The organism is Oceanisphaera avium, from assembly GCF_002157875.1.
Classification (GTDB): Bacteria; Pseudomonadota; Gammaproteobacteria; order Enterobacterales; family Aeromonadaceae; genus Oceanimonas; species Oceanimonas avium.
The window spans coordinates 128,863-146,992 of the sequence record NZ_CP021376.1 but is presented as its reverse complement, the minus strand read 5'-3'; the positions used below and the strand labels follow the sequence as shown (position 1 = coordinate 146,992).

The 18,130-nt window shown below is 46.4% G+C and carries 14 protein-coding genes; 3 read left to right on the top strand and 11 right to left on the bottom strand.

The annotated features are described in order from the left end of the window. Positions 1 to 11: 11 nt before the first annotated feature. From lpxD to rpsB, 11 genes are all read right to left on the bottom strand, one after another. Positions 12 to 1,034 (bottom strand): UDP-3-O-(3-hydroxymyristoyl)glucosamine N-acyltransferase, encoded by a 1,023-nt coding sequence (gene lpxD, locus CBP12_RS00660; RefSeq protein WP_086961996.1) that lies wholly within the window; start codon positions 1,032 to 1,034, stop codon positions 12 to 14. Between the two features lie 13 nt (positions 1,035 to 1,047). Then, complete coding sequence (locus CBP12_RS00655; RefSeq protein WP_086961994.1) at positions 1,048 to 1,548, bottom strand: OmpH family outer membrane protein; 501 nt, start codon at positions 1,546 to 1,548, stop codon at positions 1,048 to 1,050. Between the two features lie 79 nt (positions 1,549 to 1,627). Beyond that, entirely contained in the window at positions 1,628 to 4,081 is a 2,454-nt protein-coding gene (gene bamA, locus CBP12_RS00650; protein ID WP_086961992.1) for an outer membrane protein assembly factor BamA, read from the bottom strand. A gap of 906 nt (positions 4,082 to 4,987) precedes the next feature. Then, entirely contained in the window at positions 4,988 to 6,337 is a 1,350-nt protein-coding gene (gene rseP / locus CBP12_RS00645; RefSeq protein ID WP_086961990.1) for a sigma E protease regulator RseP, read from the bottom strand. Next, positions 6,337 to 7,527: a 1-deoxy-D-xylulose-5-phosphate reductoisomerase gene (ispC, locus tag CBP12_RS00640; protein ID WP_086961988.1), complete on the bottom strand. Its 1,191-nt coding sequence runs from the start codon at positions 7,525 to 7,527 to the stop codon at positions 6,337 to 6,339. The genes rseP and ispC overlap by 1 nt, the downstream gene beginning before the upstream one ends. Beyond that, on the bottom strand, positions 7,527 to 8,402 hold the full coding sequence (locus tag CBP12_RS00635; protein ID WP_086961986.1) for a phosphatidate cytidylyltransferase: 876 nt from the start codon (positions 8,400 to 8,402) through the stop codon (positions 7,527 to 7,529). Before CBP12_RS00635 ends, ispC begins: the two co-directional genes overlap by 1 nt. A 390-nt stretch (positions 8,403 to 8,792) precedes the next feature. Next, positions 8,793 to 9,551, bottom strand: a complete 759-nt coding sequence (gene uppS / locus CBP12_RS00630) for a polyprenyl diphosphate synthase (protein WP_086965249.1) — start codon at positions 9,549 to 9,551, stop codon at positions 8,793 to 8,795. A 91-nt stretch (positions 9,552 to 9,642) separates the two neighbouring features. Continuing rightward, entirely contained in the window at positions 9,643 to 10,200 is a 558-nt protein-coding gene (frr, locus tag CBP12_RS00625; RefSeq protein WP_086961984.1) for a ribosome recycling factor, read from the bottom strand. Positions 10,201 to 10,970: 770 nt separating this feature from the next. Continuing rightward, entirely contained in the window at positions 10,971 to 11,702 is a 732-nt protein-coding gene (gene pyrH, locus CBP12_RS00620) for a UMP kinase (RefSeq protein ID WP_086961981.1), read from the bottom strand. Between the two features lie 69 nt (positions 11,703 to 11,771). Then, positions 11,772 to 12,653, bottom strand: coding sequence for a translation elongation factor Ts (tsf, locus tag CBP12_RS00615; RefSeq protein WP_086961978.1), 882 nt, complete (start codon positions 12,651 to 12,653; stop codon positions 11,772 to 11,774). A gap of 107 nt (positions 12,654 to 12,760) precedes the next feature. After that, positions 12,761 to 13,489, bottom strand: coding sequence for a 30S ribosomal protein S2 (gene rpsB, locus CBP12_RS00610; RefSeq protein WP_086961976.1), 729 nt, complete (start codon positions 13,487 to 13,489; stop codon positions 12,761 to 12,763). 902 nt (positions 13,490 to 14,391) lie between these two features. Here rpsB and map point away from each other — a divergent pair. The 3 genes from map (at position 14,392) to CBP12_RS13425 (ending at position 17,293) form a co-directional block, all read left to right on the top strand. Further along, positions 14,392 to 15,192 (top strand): type I methionyl aminopeptidase, encoded by an 801-nt coding sequence (map, locus tag CBP12_RS00605; protein ID WP_086961974.1) that lies wholly within the window; start codon positions 14,392 to 14,394, stop codon positions 15,190 to 15,192. A 113-nt stretch (positions 15,193 to 15,305) separates the two neighbouring features. Beyond that, a complete protein-coding gene (locus tag CBP12_RS00600; RefSeq protein WP_198341826.1) occupies positions 15,306 to 16,055 on the top strand; it encodes a glycosyltransferase family 25 protein in 750 nt (249 codons plus the stop codon). Positions 16,056 to 16,570: 515 nt separating this feature from the next. Continuing rightward, positions 16,571 to 17,293: an O-antigen ligase family protein gene (locus CBP12_RS13425; RefSeq protein ID WP_157420017.1), complete on the top strand. Its 723-nt coding sequence runs from the start codon at positions 16,571 to 16,573 to the stop codon at positions 17,291 to 17,293. Positions 17,294 to 18,130 lie beyond the last annotated feature (837 nt).

Below are 18,130 nucleotides of genomic sequence, written 5' to 3'. Positions count from 1 at the left end.
CCAATTGATGCTTAATTTTTATTGTTTGATTTTTTTTCAAGCGTTTTTACTCGCTTGTGCAAATCATCGATGCGCATGACCCGAGCCGCGGTTTTACGCCATTGTTTATTTGGCTGCAGCGGCACGCCAGAAGAATAGACGCCAGGCTCACTAATACCGCGCATTACCATACTCATGCCAGTAATGGTTACGCCGTCACACAATTCAATGTGGCCATTAATAACGGTGCCACCGCCAATAATACAGTATTTACCGACAGTGAGACTACCGGCCATTATGGTACCACCGGCTATGGCACTTCCGTAGCCTATCTTAACGTTATGGGCGATTTGGCAAAGATTATCGATAATCACGTTATCAGCAATCACAGTATCGCTTAAGGCGCCGCGATCAATGGTAGTACCGGCACCAATTTCCACTCGGTTGCCAATAAGCACTGTGCCTAGCTGAGGAATTTTTATCCACTCGCCTTTATTATTGGCATAACCAAAGCCATCGCCGCCGATCACCGCTCCCGCTTGAACTAAACAATCGTCACCCAGTACCACTTGGTGATAAATAACTACATTGGCCCATAGGCGAGTACCCGCGCCAAGGGAGGCTTGTTTACCTATAAAGCAGCCCGCACCTATCACTACGTTATCGCCTAGGGTCACCCCTGACTCAAGCACTGCATTAGCGCCAATCGCCACCCCTTTCCCCAGCGTGACATTGTCACCTATTACGGCAGTAGGATGAATATCCGCAGCCGGCTGCGGTGTGATATCGAGTGCTTGCGCCGCTAAAGCAAAGCCTAGGTAAGGGTTGTCCATCACTAAGCTTGGCACCGCGCATAAGGCTTGATCGGCAGCGGTAACAATCACCGCCGCCGCTTTAGTGTTGGCTAATAAGTGGCGATAGTGTTTATCTGATAAAAAAGCCACGTCATCAGGGCCGGCTTTATCAAGGGTGTTCACGCGGCGAATAACTACGTTAGGATCGCCGTTAAACTGGGCCCCGAGCTGGCGAGCCAGCTCTTGTAAGGTAATCGTCATAACAAAACTCTACTTATTTCACGCGGCTAATAACTTGGTCGGTAATATCTAGGCTAGGTGCCACGTGGATCACGGCGCCGCGCTCAATAACTAAATCAATACCTTGGCTGCGAGTGATCTCTTCAATCGCACCTTGAATACGCTTAAGCATGGCTTGGCGCTCTTCATGTTCACGACGGGCTTGATCTTCTTCAAGCTTACTGCGCTTTTGCACATAGGCGCTTTGCATCTCGTTGAGCTTTTTACTGGCTTCTTTCTTTTGCTGATCATTCATAAACGCCATGTCTTTTTGCTGCTTTTCAATAAAGCTGCGACCATCGGCTTCCATTTTTTGTACTTCTTTAACGCGACCACTAAATTCATTTTTCAACTTATTCGCTACGGCTTCGCGCTGCGGCATTGTTTGAAAAACCTTTGCGGTATCCACGACCGCAAGCTTAGTGTTTTGTGCCTGAGCGGCAGTCGCACTAAACAAAACGGCAACTACGCCTAATACTTTAACAATTTGTTTCAAAGCAATTTCCTTTAAGTAAATGTGAGAGATAAAGAGTGAGACGAGTGGTGTAACGCCTCACACTGTTCGCTTTATGAAATTAGAAGGTTCTACCAATGTTGAAGTTAAACACCTCGGTGCGATCGCCCTCAACTTCTTTCACTGGCATGGCGAGGGAGAATACTAAGGGGCCAAGTGGCGATAACCACTGCATGCTCACACCTGCCGAGGCACGGAAGTTAGCAGGATCGCCAAAGTCATAACAGCCCGTGCAATCAGTGCCGTACTTGCCATCGTAATGGGTATCCCACACTGTACCTACATCCATAAACACACTGGTGCGCAAGGAGCGCTGTAAGTCTTCGCCAGCAAAGGGAGTGGGCACTATCATTTCAACTGATGCCGCCAGTAAGGCGTTACCGCCTATACTGCTGTTATCGCTGCGATAAGTACCATCTGGATTTTTATAAACCGCGCGCGGTCCTACCGAGTTGCTCTTAAAGCCACGCAAGGTACTAAAACCACCGCCGTAGTAGTTTTCAAAAAACGGTAGCCGTTGGTCGCCGCCACTGGCATCGCCATAGCCATCACCAAAGGAAGCGCGAAACTTACCCGCTAATACCCAGTTGTGCTCACGATCCAGTGGGAAATAATGAGCATCATCAAAGCTGGTCTTGTAATACAACAAATCAGAGCCAGGGGTGGTTACTTTCAGTGATAGATTTTGGCGATTACCCGCGGTAGGGAAATAACCTTTATTTAAGGTATTACGGGTCCAACCGGCCGTCACATCAAAGGTATCAAAACTTAAATCATTGCCAGATTGCTGATCACTGTGCAAGGCCCAAAAATCATTTAACTGATCATAGGTATTATTGGCACTTGGCTTACCCAAGGTGTTGTGCTCATAACCCACACTAAAGTTTAAGCTGTTATCTTCGTTAATGGGGAAGCCACTTAACGCCCGCACGCCATATAAGGTACTGTCATAATCAGCAAGGTTGGCGTTACGCGCTTCAAACTTACGATAATAAACACGCCCGCCTAGACTTACGCCATCGACCGTAAAGTAGGGATCGGTAAAATCTAGCGAAACGTCTTTTGAGTAATCGTTCATTTGTGAGTTAATACCCACCCGATTACCCGTACCTAAGAAGTTTTCTTGCTGTAGGCCGGCTTGAATACTAAAACCGGAGTCGGTACCAAAGCCCACGCCAAAGTTAATGGAGCCTGCTGGCTGCTCTTTTACATTAACATCTAAGTCCACAAGATCGGACTCACCGTCTATGCGGCGGGTTTCCACTTCCACGTTTTCAAAATAACCTAAGCGGTTTAAACGGGTACGAGACTGTTCAATATCTTCACTAGATAAGCTCGCACCTTCCATTTGGCGCATTTCACGGCGTAATACTTCATCTTTAGTAATAATATTGCCGCTAAAGTTAACTCGACGCACATACACACGGCTGCCCGGGTCTACATTGACCACTAACTCTACTTTTTTAGTGTCTTCATTTACTTGCGGAAAGGTAGTGATTTTAGGGTAGGCATAACCAAAGCGACCTAAAAACTTCGCTAACACTTCTTCCATGTGCGAGACATCAGCAGCGGAATAAAGGTCGCCTTGCTCAATGGGAATTAAGGCTTGCAGCTCAGATTGACGATCCACTAAATTACCGCGTAAATTTACATTGGATACGGTGTAGCGCTCGCCTTCATTGATGTTAAGCGTAATATAAACGCCCTCTTTATCTGGCGACATCGACACCTGCGTGGAGGTGATTTCTGCTTTTAAATAGCCACGGTCGCGATAATAAGAGCCCAGGGTTTCAATATCACCGGCCAGCTTTTGCTTTTGATAGCGCTTATCGCCTAAGAAATTCCACCAAGGCACGCTATCTGATAGCGCCAACTGACTAAGTAATTGCTTTTCGCTAAACGCCTTATTACCCACAATATTAATTTGCTTAATTTCAGCGGCCGGCCCTTCTACAAACTCAAACTTAAGATCCACGCGGTTGCGCGGCAGCGGCGTTAACACCGCTTTTACTTTGGCTGAGTATTTACCCACGCCATAGTAAAAATCCTCTAGGCCTTTTTCCAGTGAGCTAAGAGTGGTTCTATCTAGCGGCTCACCGACGCGCACGCCCGCCCCTTCTAAGCTTTTATGCAGTTGCTCTTCTTTAATTTCTTTATTACCACTAAAGCTAATGCCCGCTATGGTGGGGCGCTCTACCACTTGCACCACTAAAATGCCGTTATCACGCAATAACTGCACATCTTCAAAGTTACCCGAGGCATATAAGCTCTTAATGGCTTCAGCAGTACGGGCGGCGTCCATCTCTTCCCCCACGCGCACTGGCAAGCTTAACAAGGTGGCACCCAGCGTGACACGCTGCAAACCATTCACTTGAATGTCTTTCACCACAAAGCTTTCTGTACTCTGTGCCTGTGCTGCTAAGCTCGCGCCCAGTAAGCAGCTAGCAATTAGCGTTTTGCTTATGAGCGTTTGTTGGGCTCGTCTCGGGTTAGCTGTCTGTTTTTTCACTGACATAGTCTGACATAATCCTTGTGAATAATTTCGTACACTTAATCTGGTAAAGAGTGAAGCGTAAAGCTCAAGTCTTACGTTTCACACCTCACCAAAACCCACTGTTAGTTGATAACTCAAAAACTTGTATCCGCCACGCAATACACACAAGAACACGGAAAGTACAAAAAAATCTTATTGGTAAGGTCTTATAACAAAATCTCTTCCGCTGTTGTTCTTTGCCCGTTCGTTTCCGTATATGGTGTGGCAAAAAATCTTTAATCATCTTACCTAAAACCGAGATCCTGATGTGCATCAGGATGACGGCAAAAACAAGGCGATACGTTTAACGCCATACGCCATAAGTTAAAACAGACACGGCTTTAGCTTTTTCGTACCGCAGTTAGCGTAAGGCGTATAGCTGTCAATTCAAGATCCTGACGTTCGCCAAGATGACGACATTTGTCTCGTCATACCGCGCTCGCCTCGGTATCTGCCAGCTCGTCATACCGCGCTTGACGCGGTATCTCATACATACGCCTTTGCACTTAAAAGATCCTGACGTTCGACAAGATGACGGCTAAAACAAGGCGATACGTTTAACGCCATACGCCATAAGTTAAAACAGACACGGCTTTAGCTTTTTCGTACCGCAGTTAGCGTAAGGCGTATAGCTGTCAATTCAAGATCCTGACGTTCGTCAGGATGACGGCACTTGTATCGTCATATCGGACTCGCCTTGGTATCTGTCACCTCGTCATACCGCGCTTGACGCGGTATCTCATACTAACAACTCAGCACTTTAAAAGATCCTGACTTTCGCCAGGATGACGGCTGTCTTACCCATAAAATCTCTTAAGCCTTTGATCTTCGTCCGTGGAGTTCCGTGTATGCCGTGGCAAACGCTCTTTAGGTTCTCGCTTCACCGCCCTACAACCGTGCAAAGTCGTTAAAGAGTGCTAAGCCCATCAGCATAAATAACAAGGCGGCGCCAATTTTAAATCCAATTTCCTGTATTTTCTCCGGTACCGGTCGCCCAGTCACGGCTTCAATAACATAAAATAATAAGTGACCACCATCTAATACCGGCAAGGGCAATAAGTTAATAATGCCTAAGTTCACACTCACTAAAGCCATAAAGCCTAAAAAGTACACTAAGCCATACTCAGCGGTAGCACCGGCACCTTTAGCAATCGAAATCGGGCCACTTAAATTATCTACCGATACCACGCCCGTCACTAACTTACCTAACATTTGAAAAGTCAGTACCGTTAAATCCCAAGTGCGCCCTACGCCCTCACCTATGGCGGCGAAAGGTCCATAGCGCAAATCAAAGCGATAATGCTCAGCTACGGGAACGACGGTGGGAGCCAAACCGGCATAGCCTATCACGCGCTCTGCAGTTTCTACGCGCTTTGGCGTTAGGCTAAGCTGCTGAGTCTGACCTTGGCGAGTGACTTCAAGTTCCAATGTTATCTCAGGTGATGCTTGAACCTTGCTCACTAACTGCTGCCAATCCGCAAGCGGCTCACCATTAATAGCCACCAGCTTATCGCCTTGTTGCACCCCAGCCACGGCCGCCGGCCCCTCTGCTACCACGTTAGCGACTTCTAACGTTAAGCTGGGTCCTTCGGGAATTAAGCCCAGCGCCGTAATGGGCGATTCAAGCTCAGGATTAAATTGCCAGTTGGCTAATTGCAGCGCGGCATTTTTTGTTTGGCCTTGGGCATCTTGTACCGTAAAGACGGTTTCATCCTCACCCAAGCGGCCTAAAAGCGCAAAGTTCACCTCTTCCCAGGTACGCACTTTTTTACCGTCAATGGCCTTAAGCTCCATGCCGGCATTTAGCCCACCTTGGGCGGCTACCGACGAGGGCGTTACTGCATTTAATACCGGCTTTACCGAGGGAATGCCAATTAAAAACATTAACCAGCAAGCAAAAATAGCAAACACAAAATTTGCCATGGGCCCTGCTAGCACAATGGCCATGCGTGCCCACACCGACTTATGATTAAAGGCTTGGGTTTCTAGCTCAGCAGGTACGGCTTCTACTCGGCTATCGAGCATCTTTACATAGCCGCCTAGCGGTATCATGGCTAAGACATATTCAGTGCCATCTTTGGCGGTGCGCCGCCACAGTGGCTTACCAAAACCAATAGAAAAGCGCTCTACTTTTACGCCATTGCGTCTTGCGACCCAAAAATGGCCAAACTCATGTACCGCTACTAATACGCCTAAGGCGACAATAAAGGCACCCAAATTCCAAAAAAAACTGCCCATTAATAGGTCCTTATTAGTGCGCTAGCACAAGTGCGTGCTTGATTATCAAGCGCAATAATTTCATCAATACTGTTTACAGAGTGGGCGCCCAGCGTTTGCATTACCGCATCGTTTACTTCGGCTATGCCCATAAAATTTAGTTGCCCCGCTAAAAAGGCAGCCACGGTAATTTCATTAGCGGCGTTTAAGGCCGTAGTCGCGCCTTGGCCGCTCGCACAAGCATCCATCGCCAGCTGTAAGCAAGGGTAGCGCGCCATATCTGGCGCCATAAAACTCAGATCCCCTAAGGTACAAAAATCCAACGGCGCCACGCCCGAGGCAATGCGCGCCGGATAAGCCAGCGCATGGGCAATGGGCGTCATCATATCTGGCTGACCAAGCTGCGCCAATACGGATCCATCTGAATACTGAACCATGGAATGGATCACCGACTGCGGATGCACTAATACTTGTAATTGCTCAGGGGCGGCATTAAATAACCAGCGCGCTTCTATGTATTCCAGCCCTTTATTCATCATGGTGGCGGAGTCGACAGAGATTTTAGGTCCCATGCTCCAGTTGGGATGATCAATGGCTTGGGCCGGGGTAACGGCTTGTAAGTCACTAATGGGGGTATAGCGAAACGGGCCACCGGAGCCGGTAAGTAATATCTTACTCACGCCCGCGGCACTTAAGCTGCCACGGCCGGGGTTTTGCTGAAGCTCATGAGGCAAACATTGAAAAATAGCATTGTGCTCGCTATCAATAGGCAGCAATTCAGCACCATATTGATGTACGGCATCAATAAACAACTCGCCACTCATCACCAGCGCTTCTTTATTAGCCAATAGCACGCGCTTACCCGCCTGCACTGCAGCAAGCGTAGAAAGCAGGCCGGCGGCGCCCACAATGGCCGCCATCACGCTCGTCACCTCGGGCTCTTTAGCGACGTCACATAAGGCGTGGCTGCCACTGAGTACGCAAGTAGCGCTATTATGATGCTTAAGCTCAGCTTTTAGCTGCTGCGCGGCGTGCTCATCCACCATTACCGCATAGCGCGGTGCAAACTCTAAACAGTCTTTAAGCATCACACGCACGTTGTGATTTGCACTAAGTGCAAATACCGAAAAGCGCTCAGGGTGTTGGCGTACCACACTTAAAGTACTTTGGCCGATAGAGCCAGTGGCGCCTAATATGGCAAGTGTTTCCATTAGCTTAATAACCACACAACCAGCACAAACACCGGCAATGCCGCGGTTAAGCCATCAATACGGTCCATAATACCGCCATGCCCGGGCAAAATATTTCCTGAGTCTTTTAAGCCCGCTTCGCGTTTAAACATGCTTTCGGTTAAGTCACCTAAAACAGACGCAAACGCCGCCGCAATCGAGGCAATTAATATGACTTGAGTTTGCGCAGCTGCTAACTCTAAATTAAGCACTACCACTAGCGCTAAAATAGCCGCCGCCACCACGCCACCTATCATGCCCTCTAGGGTTTTACCTGGGCTCACATTAGGACACAATTTACGCTTACCGATGGCTTTGCCAACAAAGTAGGCGCCGGTATCTGCTGCCCACACCAGCCCCATGACAAATAACAGCAACCACGCACCCGCTTGAGGATTATCTTGATAGGCAAAGCTGCGCAGCGCTAATACCGCCACCATAAATGGCAACAAGGTAAACATGGCAAACACGGTTTTTATATTGTGTTTCTCACGCCAAGTTTTGGCGCTGCTGGGATAGGTAAATACCATTATTAAGGCAATAAGCCACCACACACCGGTGGCCACCAATAGCCAAGCTGCTGCTTCGTGCAAGCCTACCGCCAGCGTTGCTACTGAGGCAGGGCTTACCCATAAATTATCAAAAGGCACAAAGGCGGTAATACCATACATCATCAACACTAAGCCGATGGTCAGCACTAAGGCTTTATCGGGATCAATAAAATTGCTCCACTCACGCGCCGCGATTAAAAAAATGCCACCCACAAAGGCGATAAAATAGGGATAAGGCAGTAAAAATAACGCCGCCAGTACTAACGGCACCAAGCACAGCGCCGTAATCACTCGTAGTTTTAACAAAGCAATATCCTTTAAAAAAGCACCTGGCGCCCAGCGCCTAGCTAAAACATAAAAAATCTAGATCCTGATGTGCATCAGGATGACGACTAAAAAAGGCGATACGTTTAACGCCATACGTCAAAGCAGACACGAGTTCGGCTTTTTCGTACCGCGGTTAGCGTAAGGCGTATAGCGGTCTTTTCAAGATCCTGACGTTCGTCAGGATGACGACCTTTGTCTCGCCATGCCGAGCCTGACCCAGTATCTAACAGCTCGTCATACCGCGCTTAACGCGGTATCTCATACATAAACCTCAATACTTTAAAAGATCCTGACGTTCGTCAGGATGACGGCAAAACAACAAACTCCGAGCCTGACGCGGTATCTCGCTATTTGTGTGGCGAGAAATCTTTAATCTTCATTTTTCTCTAACAAAGCCCGTATTTGCTCGCCGGTACAGCCAAAACGTCGCTCGCGGCTGACAAAGGCGGCAATGGCTTCACTAAAGGCATTATCATCAAAATCGGGCCATAATACATCGGTAAAATGCAGCTCGGCATAAGCCAGTTGCCAGAGTAAAAAATTACTAATACGTTGTTCGCCGCCAGTGCGGATCAATAAGTCCACTGGGCTTAAGTCACTCATGCTCATCAGCTCATTGAGCGTGTCTTCTGTAATATCATCTGGCAATAGTTTACCCGCCGCCACTTGCTCGGCAACGCGTCGGCTGGCTTGAACGATATCCCAGCGGCCCCCGTAATTGGCGGCAATATTAAGGGTAAGGCCGGTATTATTCGCCGTTAGTGCCTCAGCATCGGCAATTTTACGCTGCAAGTGGGCGCTAAAGCCACCGTGCTCGCCAATCACTTTTAAGCGAATATTATTGCGATGCAGCTTTTTAACTTCTGAGCCCAGTACCGCAATAAATAAACTCATTAAAGCACTGACTTCATCTTCGGGACGGCGCCAGTTTTCACTAGAAAAAGCAAATAAAGTAAGCGCATTTAAATTAAGGCGATGCGCAAAGCTCACCGCTGCCCGAACCGACTTTACCCCTGCCTTATGGCCACTCACCCGAAACTTGCCACGCAATTGCGCCCAGCGACCATTGCCATCCATAATAATGGCCACATGGCGGGGCAGTTCTTGAGTGTGTTCTAAAGCAGCCATAGGTTCAGTGGTTGGCATTATATCGCTCCTGCGCAAAAAAAAACGCCGAGCAGGCAGCTGCGCGGCGTTGTCACTATACCCGATGTACGGATCAGATTTCCATTAACTCTTTCTCTTTAACTACCAGTGCTTCGTCTACTAACTTGATACAAGCATCGGTAATTTTTTGAATCTCATCGTGGGCGCGGCGATCATCGTCTTCTGAGATTTCTTTGTCTTTTAACAATGACTTAAAATCGTTGTTCGCATCGCGACGAATATTGCGGATTGCCACTCGGCCAAGCTCGGCTTCATTGCGCACCACTTTAATTAAGTCTTTACGACGCTCTTCGGTTAACGAAGGCAGCGGAATACGAATCACCGTACCGGTGCTTTGTGGGTTTAAGCCTAAATCAGAGCTCATAATGGCTTTTTCTACCGCTTTTAGCATGCTGCTATCAAATACAGTAATGGCTAAAGTGCGTGAGTCTTCGGTGGTAATATTACCCACTTGCTTAATGGGGGTAGCCGAGCCGTAGTAATCCACATAAATAGTGTCTAACAGGCTTGGGTGGGCACGGCCGGTACGCACCTTATTCATTTGTCCTTTTAATGACTCTAGGCTTTTTTCCATGCGCTCTTGAGCGTCTTTTACAATATCATTAATCACGGTTTATTCCTTAAGTTAACAGCGCCCAGCGTCTGGCACCAAGCAAAGTAAAATCTAAACACAAAACCTATATCTGCCACGCAATACACAGAACAACACGGAAATTTATTGGTAAGGTCTTACAACAAAATCTTTTCAGCTGTTACTCTTCGTCCGTGCATGTCTGTGTATTGTGTGGAAAAAGATTTTTAATTACTTAATCTCAAAGCGAGATCCTGATGTGCATCAGGATGACGGCTTTAGGACTGTCATACCGGGCTTGACCCGGTATCTAATAACTTCGTCATACCGGACTTGCTCCAGTATCTAATAACTTCGTCATACCGGACTTGCTCCGGTATCTCGCTTTGGTTTTTAAAAACTAAACCAAGATCCTGACTTTCGTCAGGATGACGACCTTAGTACTGTCATACCGGGCTTGACCCGGTATCTAATAACTTCGTCATACCGGACTTGCTCCGGTATCTCGCTTTGGTTTTTAAAACTAAACCAAGATCCTGACTTTCGTCAGGATGACGACCTTAGTACTGTCATACCGGGCTTGACCCGGTATCTGCTATCTCGTCATACCGGACTTGCTTCGGTATCTCGCTTTGGTTTCTAAAAACTAAACCAAGATCCTGACTTTCGTCAGGATGACGACCTTAGTACTGTCATACCGGGCTTGACCCGGTATCTAATAACTTCGTCATACCGGACTTGCTCCGGTATCTCGCTTTGGTTTTTAAAACTAAACCAAGATCCTGACTTTCGTCAGGATGACGGCTTTATTACAGCTTACGGCTGATCAGAGTGCCTTCGCTTTCGCCCATTACGGCACGGCGTAGTGCGCCTGGCTTGTTCATATTAAAAATGCGAATCGGCATATTATGATCGCGCGCCAAGGTAAAGGCAGCTAAGTCCATAACTTGCAGCTCTTTTGCTAATACATCGTCATAGCCTAGGTGATTATACAACTCGGCATCGGGGTTTTTCACCGGATCTTCGCTGTATACGCCATCTACCTTAGTGGCTTTTAATACCACATCGGCTTCTATTTCTATGCCCCGTAAACAGGCTGCTGAGTCGGTGGTAAAGAAAGGATTACCGGTACCGGCAGAAAAAATCACCACTCGGCCTTTACGTAATAAACTAATCGCATCCGCCCAGTTATAAGGGTCGCATACGCCCTCAAGCGTAATGGCAGACATTAGACGAGCATTCACATAAGCACGGTGCAAGGCATCGCGCATCGCCAAGCCGTTCATCACGGTCGCCAACATGCCCATGTGGTCGCCCACTACGCGGTTCATGCCCGCTTGAGCTAAGCCCGCACCACGAAACAAGTTACCGCCACCTATGACTAAGCCAACTTGTACACCTAACTCAACTAATTCTTTAATTTCTTGCGCCATGCGCTCTAACACGGCCGGATCAATACCAAAGCCCTCTTCACCTTGCAGCGCTTCGCCGCTTAGTTTTAAAAGGATGCGTCTGTATGCGGGTTTAGGATTGGTACTCATGCTTCTATTCCTACTTATAGAAAAACCGCGACACAAGTCGCGGTTTAAATAGTATTAAATCAGCAACAATTACGCTTTTGAAGAAGCGGCGATTTGTGCTTGAACTTCGGCAGCAAAATCTTCTTCTGCACGCTCAATGCCTTCACCTACTTCGTAGCGTACAAAGCTAATCACATCGGCGTTAGCTTGCTTTAAGCGATCGGCTACGGTAATCGCAGGATCTTTAACAAAAGGCTGACCGGTTAAAGAAATTTCACCGGTAAATTTCTTCATGCGACCTTCAACCATTTTCTCCGCAATTTCTTTGGTCTTGCCGGAGTTAACAGCGATGTCCACTTGAATTTCACGTTCTTTCGCTACCACATCTGCAGACACATCTTCTGGCTTAACAAACTGTGGGCTAGAAGCGGCAACGTGCATGGCGACGTCTTTCGCTACTTCTTCATCACCGCCTTGCAGATTAACGATAACGCCAATGCGGGTGCCGTGTAAGTAAGTAGTGACGTTTTCGCCTTCAACCAGCTCAACACGGCGCAGGCTCATGTTTTCACCGATTTTTGCGATAAGGTTAGTCAGCGCGACTTCAACGGTTTCGCCGTTTTCGTACTCAGCCGCTTTTAAGGCGTCTAAGTTGTCAATTTTGTTAGCCAAGGCGATTTCAACCACTTTATCGCCAAAGGCGCAGAAGCTGGCGTCTTTTGCTACAAAGTCAGTTTCACTGTTTAGCTCAACCATTACAGCGGTGTTGCCAGATTGGCGCATTAAGATAACGCCTTCAGCCGCAATACGGCCAGCTTTTTTAGCAGCCTTAGCTTGACCAGACTTGCGCATTTCTTCAATGGCCAGCTCAATGTCGCCATTGGCTTCGGTCAGGGCTTTTTTACAATCCATCATGCCAGCGCCAGTGCGCTCGCGCAGTTCTTTTACCATGGCTGCGGTAACAGTAGTCATCTTTTAAAATCCTCAATCTAATACACAAGAAAACAGGGGCACTAGGCCCCTGTTAACACATTACTTTCGTATGGTTAATAACGGCAGAAGCCTAAGCTTTTGCTTTATTACTCTTCTACGACGTAGTTGTCTTCCGCTTGTTGCACGGCTGCATCTTGTGCACGAGCAGCAGTAACGGCGCTAGCGGCAGCGTTCAAGTATAATTGAACGGCGCGGATCGCGTCATCGTTACCCGGAATGATGTAATCGATGTTGTCTGGGTTAGAGTTAGTGTCCACCACAGATACCACAGGAATGCCCAAGTTATTGGCTTCTTTAATGGCAATGTGCTCATGGTCGGCATCTACTACAAACAATACGTCTGGCAGACCGCCCATGTTTTTAATACCACCCAAAGACTTCTCAAGCTTGTCCATTTCACGAGTACGCATTAGCGCTTCTTTTTTGGTCAGCTTTTCAAAAGTACCGTCTTCAGCTTGTACTTCTAACTCTTTTAAACGGCTGATTGACTGGCGAACAGTTTTCCAGTTAGTCAGCATGCCACCTAACCAGCGATGGTTCACATAGAACTGATCGCAGTTAGTTGCGGCTTCTTTAACGGCTTCAGAGGCTGCGCGCTTAGTACCAACAAACAGGATTTTACCTTTCTTAGAAGCCACGCTACCAATGTAATTCAACGCATCGTTGAACATAGGAACGGTTTTTTCTAAGTTGATAATGTGAACTCGGTTGCTGGCGCCAAAGATAAACGGCTTCATTTTTGGGTTCCAGTAACGAGTCTGGTGACCAAAGTGAACGCCGGCTTTTAGCATGTCGCGCATAGATACTTGTGCCATGATTTCCTCAAATAAGTGTATTGGGTTAGGCCTCCACACATCCCATGTCTCCAACTCAAAAGAGCACCCTAGAGCATGTGCCGATGTGTGTGTGTGTTAAAAAAGGTGAATGGTCGAAGTGATAGCGATAAGCCTTAAGCTAGAAGCTGTTAACAACAACCACCAGCAATAAAGTTAAATACCTAGCACTGCGGCGCGTTTTATACCACAAAAGAGGTTCTAAACGCCAGTGATATTTAAGGTAACAGAGACAAAGCCCCTAAAGACTCTTGGCCACAAAATACACAGCAGGACACAGACACAAACCACAAAAGTCTGTGTAATACCTTAAAAAATAAAATTTTATTATTGTCTTTTCCGTGTATTCCGTGGCAATTATTTTTTAGCTTCTGCCCTTCTCCGATACTGAGTGCGTACATACTTACTTCGTCATACCGGGCTTACCCCGGTATCTCATGCAAATGACTCAGTACTTTAGGCGTTGCTGACGTTCGTCAGAGTGACTGCTAAAACAAGGCGATACATCTAACGCCATAAGTTAAAGCAGACATGGGGTTAACTTTTTCGTACCGCGGTTAGCGTAAGGCGTATAACGGTCAATTCGAGATCCTGTCCTGCGTCAGGATGACGGCACTACAGAAAACATCGTTACCTTTTTGCTACCAAAAAATTTCTTAGTCGATTTCCGTGTTCTTCCATGTATTCCGTGGCAATTATTTTTTAGCTCCTGCTCTTCTCTGATGCTGGGCGCAGAGTACTCAGTACTGCTCTCTCATTGCCCTTTGTTTTATCTGTCGCTAAGCGTTACAATTTTAAGCCTGATAGCAGCCCGCTATCATCCCTATTCTATCGTGCCCCGCATTAACCTCCTTGGGCGCCAACTCAATAGAGAAGCTAATTTAATGAGCAATATCGTTATTAAAACCCCCGAAGAAATGGAAAAAATGCGCGTGGCTGGCCAATTAGCCGCCGACGTATTAGAAATGATTGAAGAGCACATTCAAGTAGGTGTAACCACTGACGAGCTTAATACTATTTGTCATGATTTTATCGTCAATGTACAAGGCGCAATCCCTGCTCCACTTAATTATCACGGCTTTCCCAAGTCCATTTGCACCTCTGTTAACCATGTGATTTGTCATGGCATTCCGGCAGATAAAAAGCTCAAAGATGGCGATATTATTAATATCGATATTACGGTGATTAAAAACGGCTACCACGGTGACTCTTCAAAGATGTTCTTTGTTGGTAAACCTAGTATCTTGGCCGAGCGCCTGTGTCGCGTCACACTAGAGTGCTTAGAAATTGGCATTAAGATGGTACGCCCTGGTATGCAGCTCGGTGATATTGGTCACGCCATTCAACAACACGCCGAAGCCCATAACTATTCAGTAGTGCGTGAATATTGCGGCCATGGCATAGGTGCAGACTTTCACGAAGAGCCTCAAGTAGTGCATTACGGCACACCCGGCACCGGTGAAACACTAGCCGCTGGCATGTGCTTTACTATAGAGCCTATGATCAACGCCGGTAAGCGCCACAGCAAACTATTAGCAGACGGCTGGACCGTACTGACTAAAGACCGCAGTTTATCCGCGCAATACGAGCACACCTTGCTAGTAACAGAAGACGGTTGTGAGATCTTAACACTGCGTAAAGACGATACCCTACCGCGTTTTATTACCCCCGAAAACGCCTTGTAACATAACAATAAGCCTGCGCTTAGCAGGCTTATTAGTGCTTGTTTCATTTCAAACTACAGCCCGCCCACTTATTTTGTTACTATCACGCGAAATTCTGCCTAAGAGTACAACCAATGTCCTCCATTGCTGTTTTTGTTATTAGTCTTAAAAGAAGCCAAGATCGCAGAGATTGCATTGCAGCTCAGTTACAAGCACAAAACATCGACTTTACTTTCTTCGATGCCATAGACGGAGCCGATAAAAATAACCCTTTATTAAAACGTTATAATTACGCGAAACGTTTATGGTTAACTAGCGGAAAAATGCCAACCAATGGCGAAATAGGCTGCTACGCAAGTCATTACACTTTATGGCAACAATGCGCTGACTTAAAACAGCCAATAATCGTTATAGAAGATGATGCGCATATCTGCCCTAATGCCAAGCAAATACAAGAATTGGTAGCCGATAAAATTCAAGAGTATGGTTTTTTAAGATTAGAAAGTGTAATCCGTGGTGAGACAACACTAATAGAAAGCAAAGATAGCCATCAGATTTATCATATGAGTGATAACTTCGGTGGTTTAAGAGCATATGCGGTAGCACCATGGGCAGCTAACAAGTTAGTAAACTCTTCTAAATCGTGGTCATTTGCTGTAGATAACTATGTTGGCTTCCCGTACATACATAAAGTCGAATCATATTATTTATGGCCAGAGCTTGCTAAAGATACTCGTTCCTTTGAAACTACAATACAATTTTATGACGAAATAAAAGTACCTTATTATCGAAAGTTAAGCAGAGAGATCTACACAGCCTATACACAATTGAGACATTACTTACATTATAAAAAAACAAAGAAAAAATTAACATATAAAGGTTAGAAATGTCACAATCAAAAACAAAATATTTAATAATTAATTTTCTTTTATCTATAGAGTATATATTCATACTAAGCCCTTTCATATGGCTTCTCTCTGGCGTGTTCAGTGTACCGGACGGAAAATCAGTACTTAGTAAAATCATCCCTATTGTCGCCGCATATTGCTTTATCCGTTTTAAGGGGCAATGGCGTAAGAACTTAAACAACCCTGCTTTTAAAATATTTAGTATAAGCAACACGATAATATTCATTTTTGTGGTATTAAACCATCTTTTAGGTAGTGAAGACTTTAGCTTTGCTCGTACTTTATTCACAGTACAACTTTACTTAACCGTCTTACCCTGGCAGCGCATAACTGCACGTCATTTATGGGCGTTATTGATCCTAGCTGGAGTCGTTGTTGGCATCAGTGCTCTATATGAAGTATTAGCGCTAAATATACCAAGAGCAGGAAGTCTTGCATTCAATCCCATTCCTTATGCTACTTATGCAGCGGTTCTCTGTTTGAGCTGCCTGATGTTACCGTTAATCTTGCGCAGTAACTTATTATGGATAGTGGCGAGCCTATTAGGAGCCGCAGGTGCCACCACCGCTATTATACTAAGTGGCACCCGAGGTATTTGGCTGGCGTTGATTGTTATTGTGATCATGCTCGGGGTACAACTACTACGCCAAGCAAGTATTAAAAAAGTATTAGGCATCGCTATTATTAGTACGGTTGCGATAGGTATTAGCTTAACTGCAGTTAGTGACACGCTTACTCAGCGTTATCAACAAACTGTTGCTGAATATAACCACATGGCTCACAAAGATATGGATACCTCAATAGGCATTCGCTTACAACTTTGGCAGCGTGGACTAAGTTATATTAAGCAAAATCCTTTATTGGGTACCGGTACCGAACAGTACTTAGTAAACATAGAGCAAGATAAACAAGCAGGGCTAATAAGCCCCATTGCAGCTCCCCTCGCCAACGCGCATTTTCATAATCAGTTTATAGATACTTTGGTTAGAACTGGTGCCTTAGGATTATTACTATTGTTGGCTTGGATGTTTATTCCTGCTTGGACTTTACATAAACAGCAACAGTATCCACAACGAAACTGGGCACTAGCCTGTGGCATCGTTATGCTAATTGGCGGCTTAACCGACGTCCCCTTCCACCATACTCATTTAGTGTATTTTTATAGCATGCTAATGGGCGCAATATTAATGACCTCAGTGAAGAGTAAAGAATAGGGATTGGGGATTGGGGATTGGGGATTGGGGATTGGGGATTGGGGAAGAATAACGTCTCCCAAACCCCAAACCAAGATCCTGACGTGCGTCAGGATGACGTGACACAGCAGGGATCAGGGACTCAGGGACTGGGGACTCGTTAAACAGCAACACTCAAGGCTCGGCGCTGTTCTTAGTTATTGGCCGTCATACCGGACTTGCTCCGGTATCTCGCTCTAGTTTCTAAAACCAAACCAGATCCTGACGTGCGTCAGGAAGACGAAATAGCTACTCTATGCCGTCATACCGGACTTGCTCCGGTATCTCGCTCTTATATCTACTTCCGTGTTAGTCCGTGCATTCCGTGGCAAAAAGCTTTGTCGCTTAAGGTTTTGAGTGCGTCGAAATGCGAGAGCAAACGTTCGCCTACAAAACCTAAACAAGATCCTGACCTTCGTCAGGATGACGGCTACAACAAGGCGATACGTTTAACGCCATAAGTCAAAGCAGACACGAGTTTAGCTTTTTCGTAACGCGGTTAGCGTAAGGCGTAAGCGGTCTTGTCGAGATCCTGACGTGCGTCAGGAAGACGAAGTAGCTACTCTATGCCGTCATACCGGACTTGCTCCGGTATCTCGCTCTTATATCTACTTCCGTGTTAGTCCGTGCATTCCGTGGCAAAAAGCTTTGTCGCTTAAGGTTTTGAGTGCGCCGAAATGCGAGAGCAAACGTTCGCCTACAAAACCTAAACAAGATCCTGACCTTCGTCAGGATGACGGCTACAACAAGGCGATACGTTTAACGCCATACGCCATAAGTCAAAGCAGACGCGAGTTTAGCTTTTTCGTAACGCGGTTA

What these genes read in the sequence shown, in the direction of transcription:
- lpxD (WP_086961996.1), bottom strand. Translation starts at nt 1,034, where the DNA reads ATGACGATTACCTTACAAGAGCTGGCTCGCCAGCTCGGGGCCCAGTTT.
- bamA (WP_086961992.1), bottom strand. Translation starts at nt 4,081, where the DNA reads ATGTCAGTGAAAAAACAGACAGCTAACCCGAGACGAGCCCAACAAACG.
- rseP (WP_086961990.1), bottom strand. Translation starts at nt 6,337, where the DNA reads ATGGGCAGTTTTTTTTGGAATTTGGGTGCCTTTATTGTCGCCTTAGGC.
- ispC (WP_086961988.1), bottom strand. Translation starts at nt 7,527, where the DNA reads ATGGAAACACTTGCCATATTAGGCGCCACTGGCTCTATCGGCCAAAGT.
- uppS (WP_086965249.1), bottom strand. Translation starts at nt 9,551, where the DNA reads ATGGCTGCTTTAGAACACACTCAAGAACTGCCCCGCCATGTGGCCATT.
- pyrH (WP_086961981.1), bottom strand. Translation starts at nt 11,702, where the DNA reads ATGAGTACCAATCCTAAACCCGCATACAGACGCATCCTTTTAAAACTA.
- tsf (WP_086961978.1), bottom strand. Translation starts at nt 12,653, where the DNA reads ATGACTACTGTTACCGCAGCCATGGTAAAAGAACTGCGCGAGCGCACT.
- rpsB (WP_086961976.1), bottom strand. Translation starts at nt 13,489, where the DNA reads ATGGCACAAGTATCTATGCGCGACATGCTAAAAGCCGGCGTTCACTTT.
- map (WP_086961974.1), top strand. Translation starts at nt 14,392, where the DNA reads ATGAGCAATATCGTTATTAAAACCCCCGAAGAAATGGAAAAAATGCGC.
- CBP12_RS00600 (WP_198341826.1), top strand. Translation starts at nt 15,306, where the DNA reads ATGTCCTCCATTGCTGTTTTTGTTATTAGTCTTAAAAGAAGCCAAGAT.
- CBP12_RS13425 (WP_157420017.1), top strand. Translation starts at nt 16,571, where the DNA reads ATGTTACCGTTAATCTTGCGCAGTAACTTATTATGGATAGTGGCGAGC.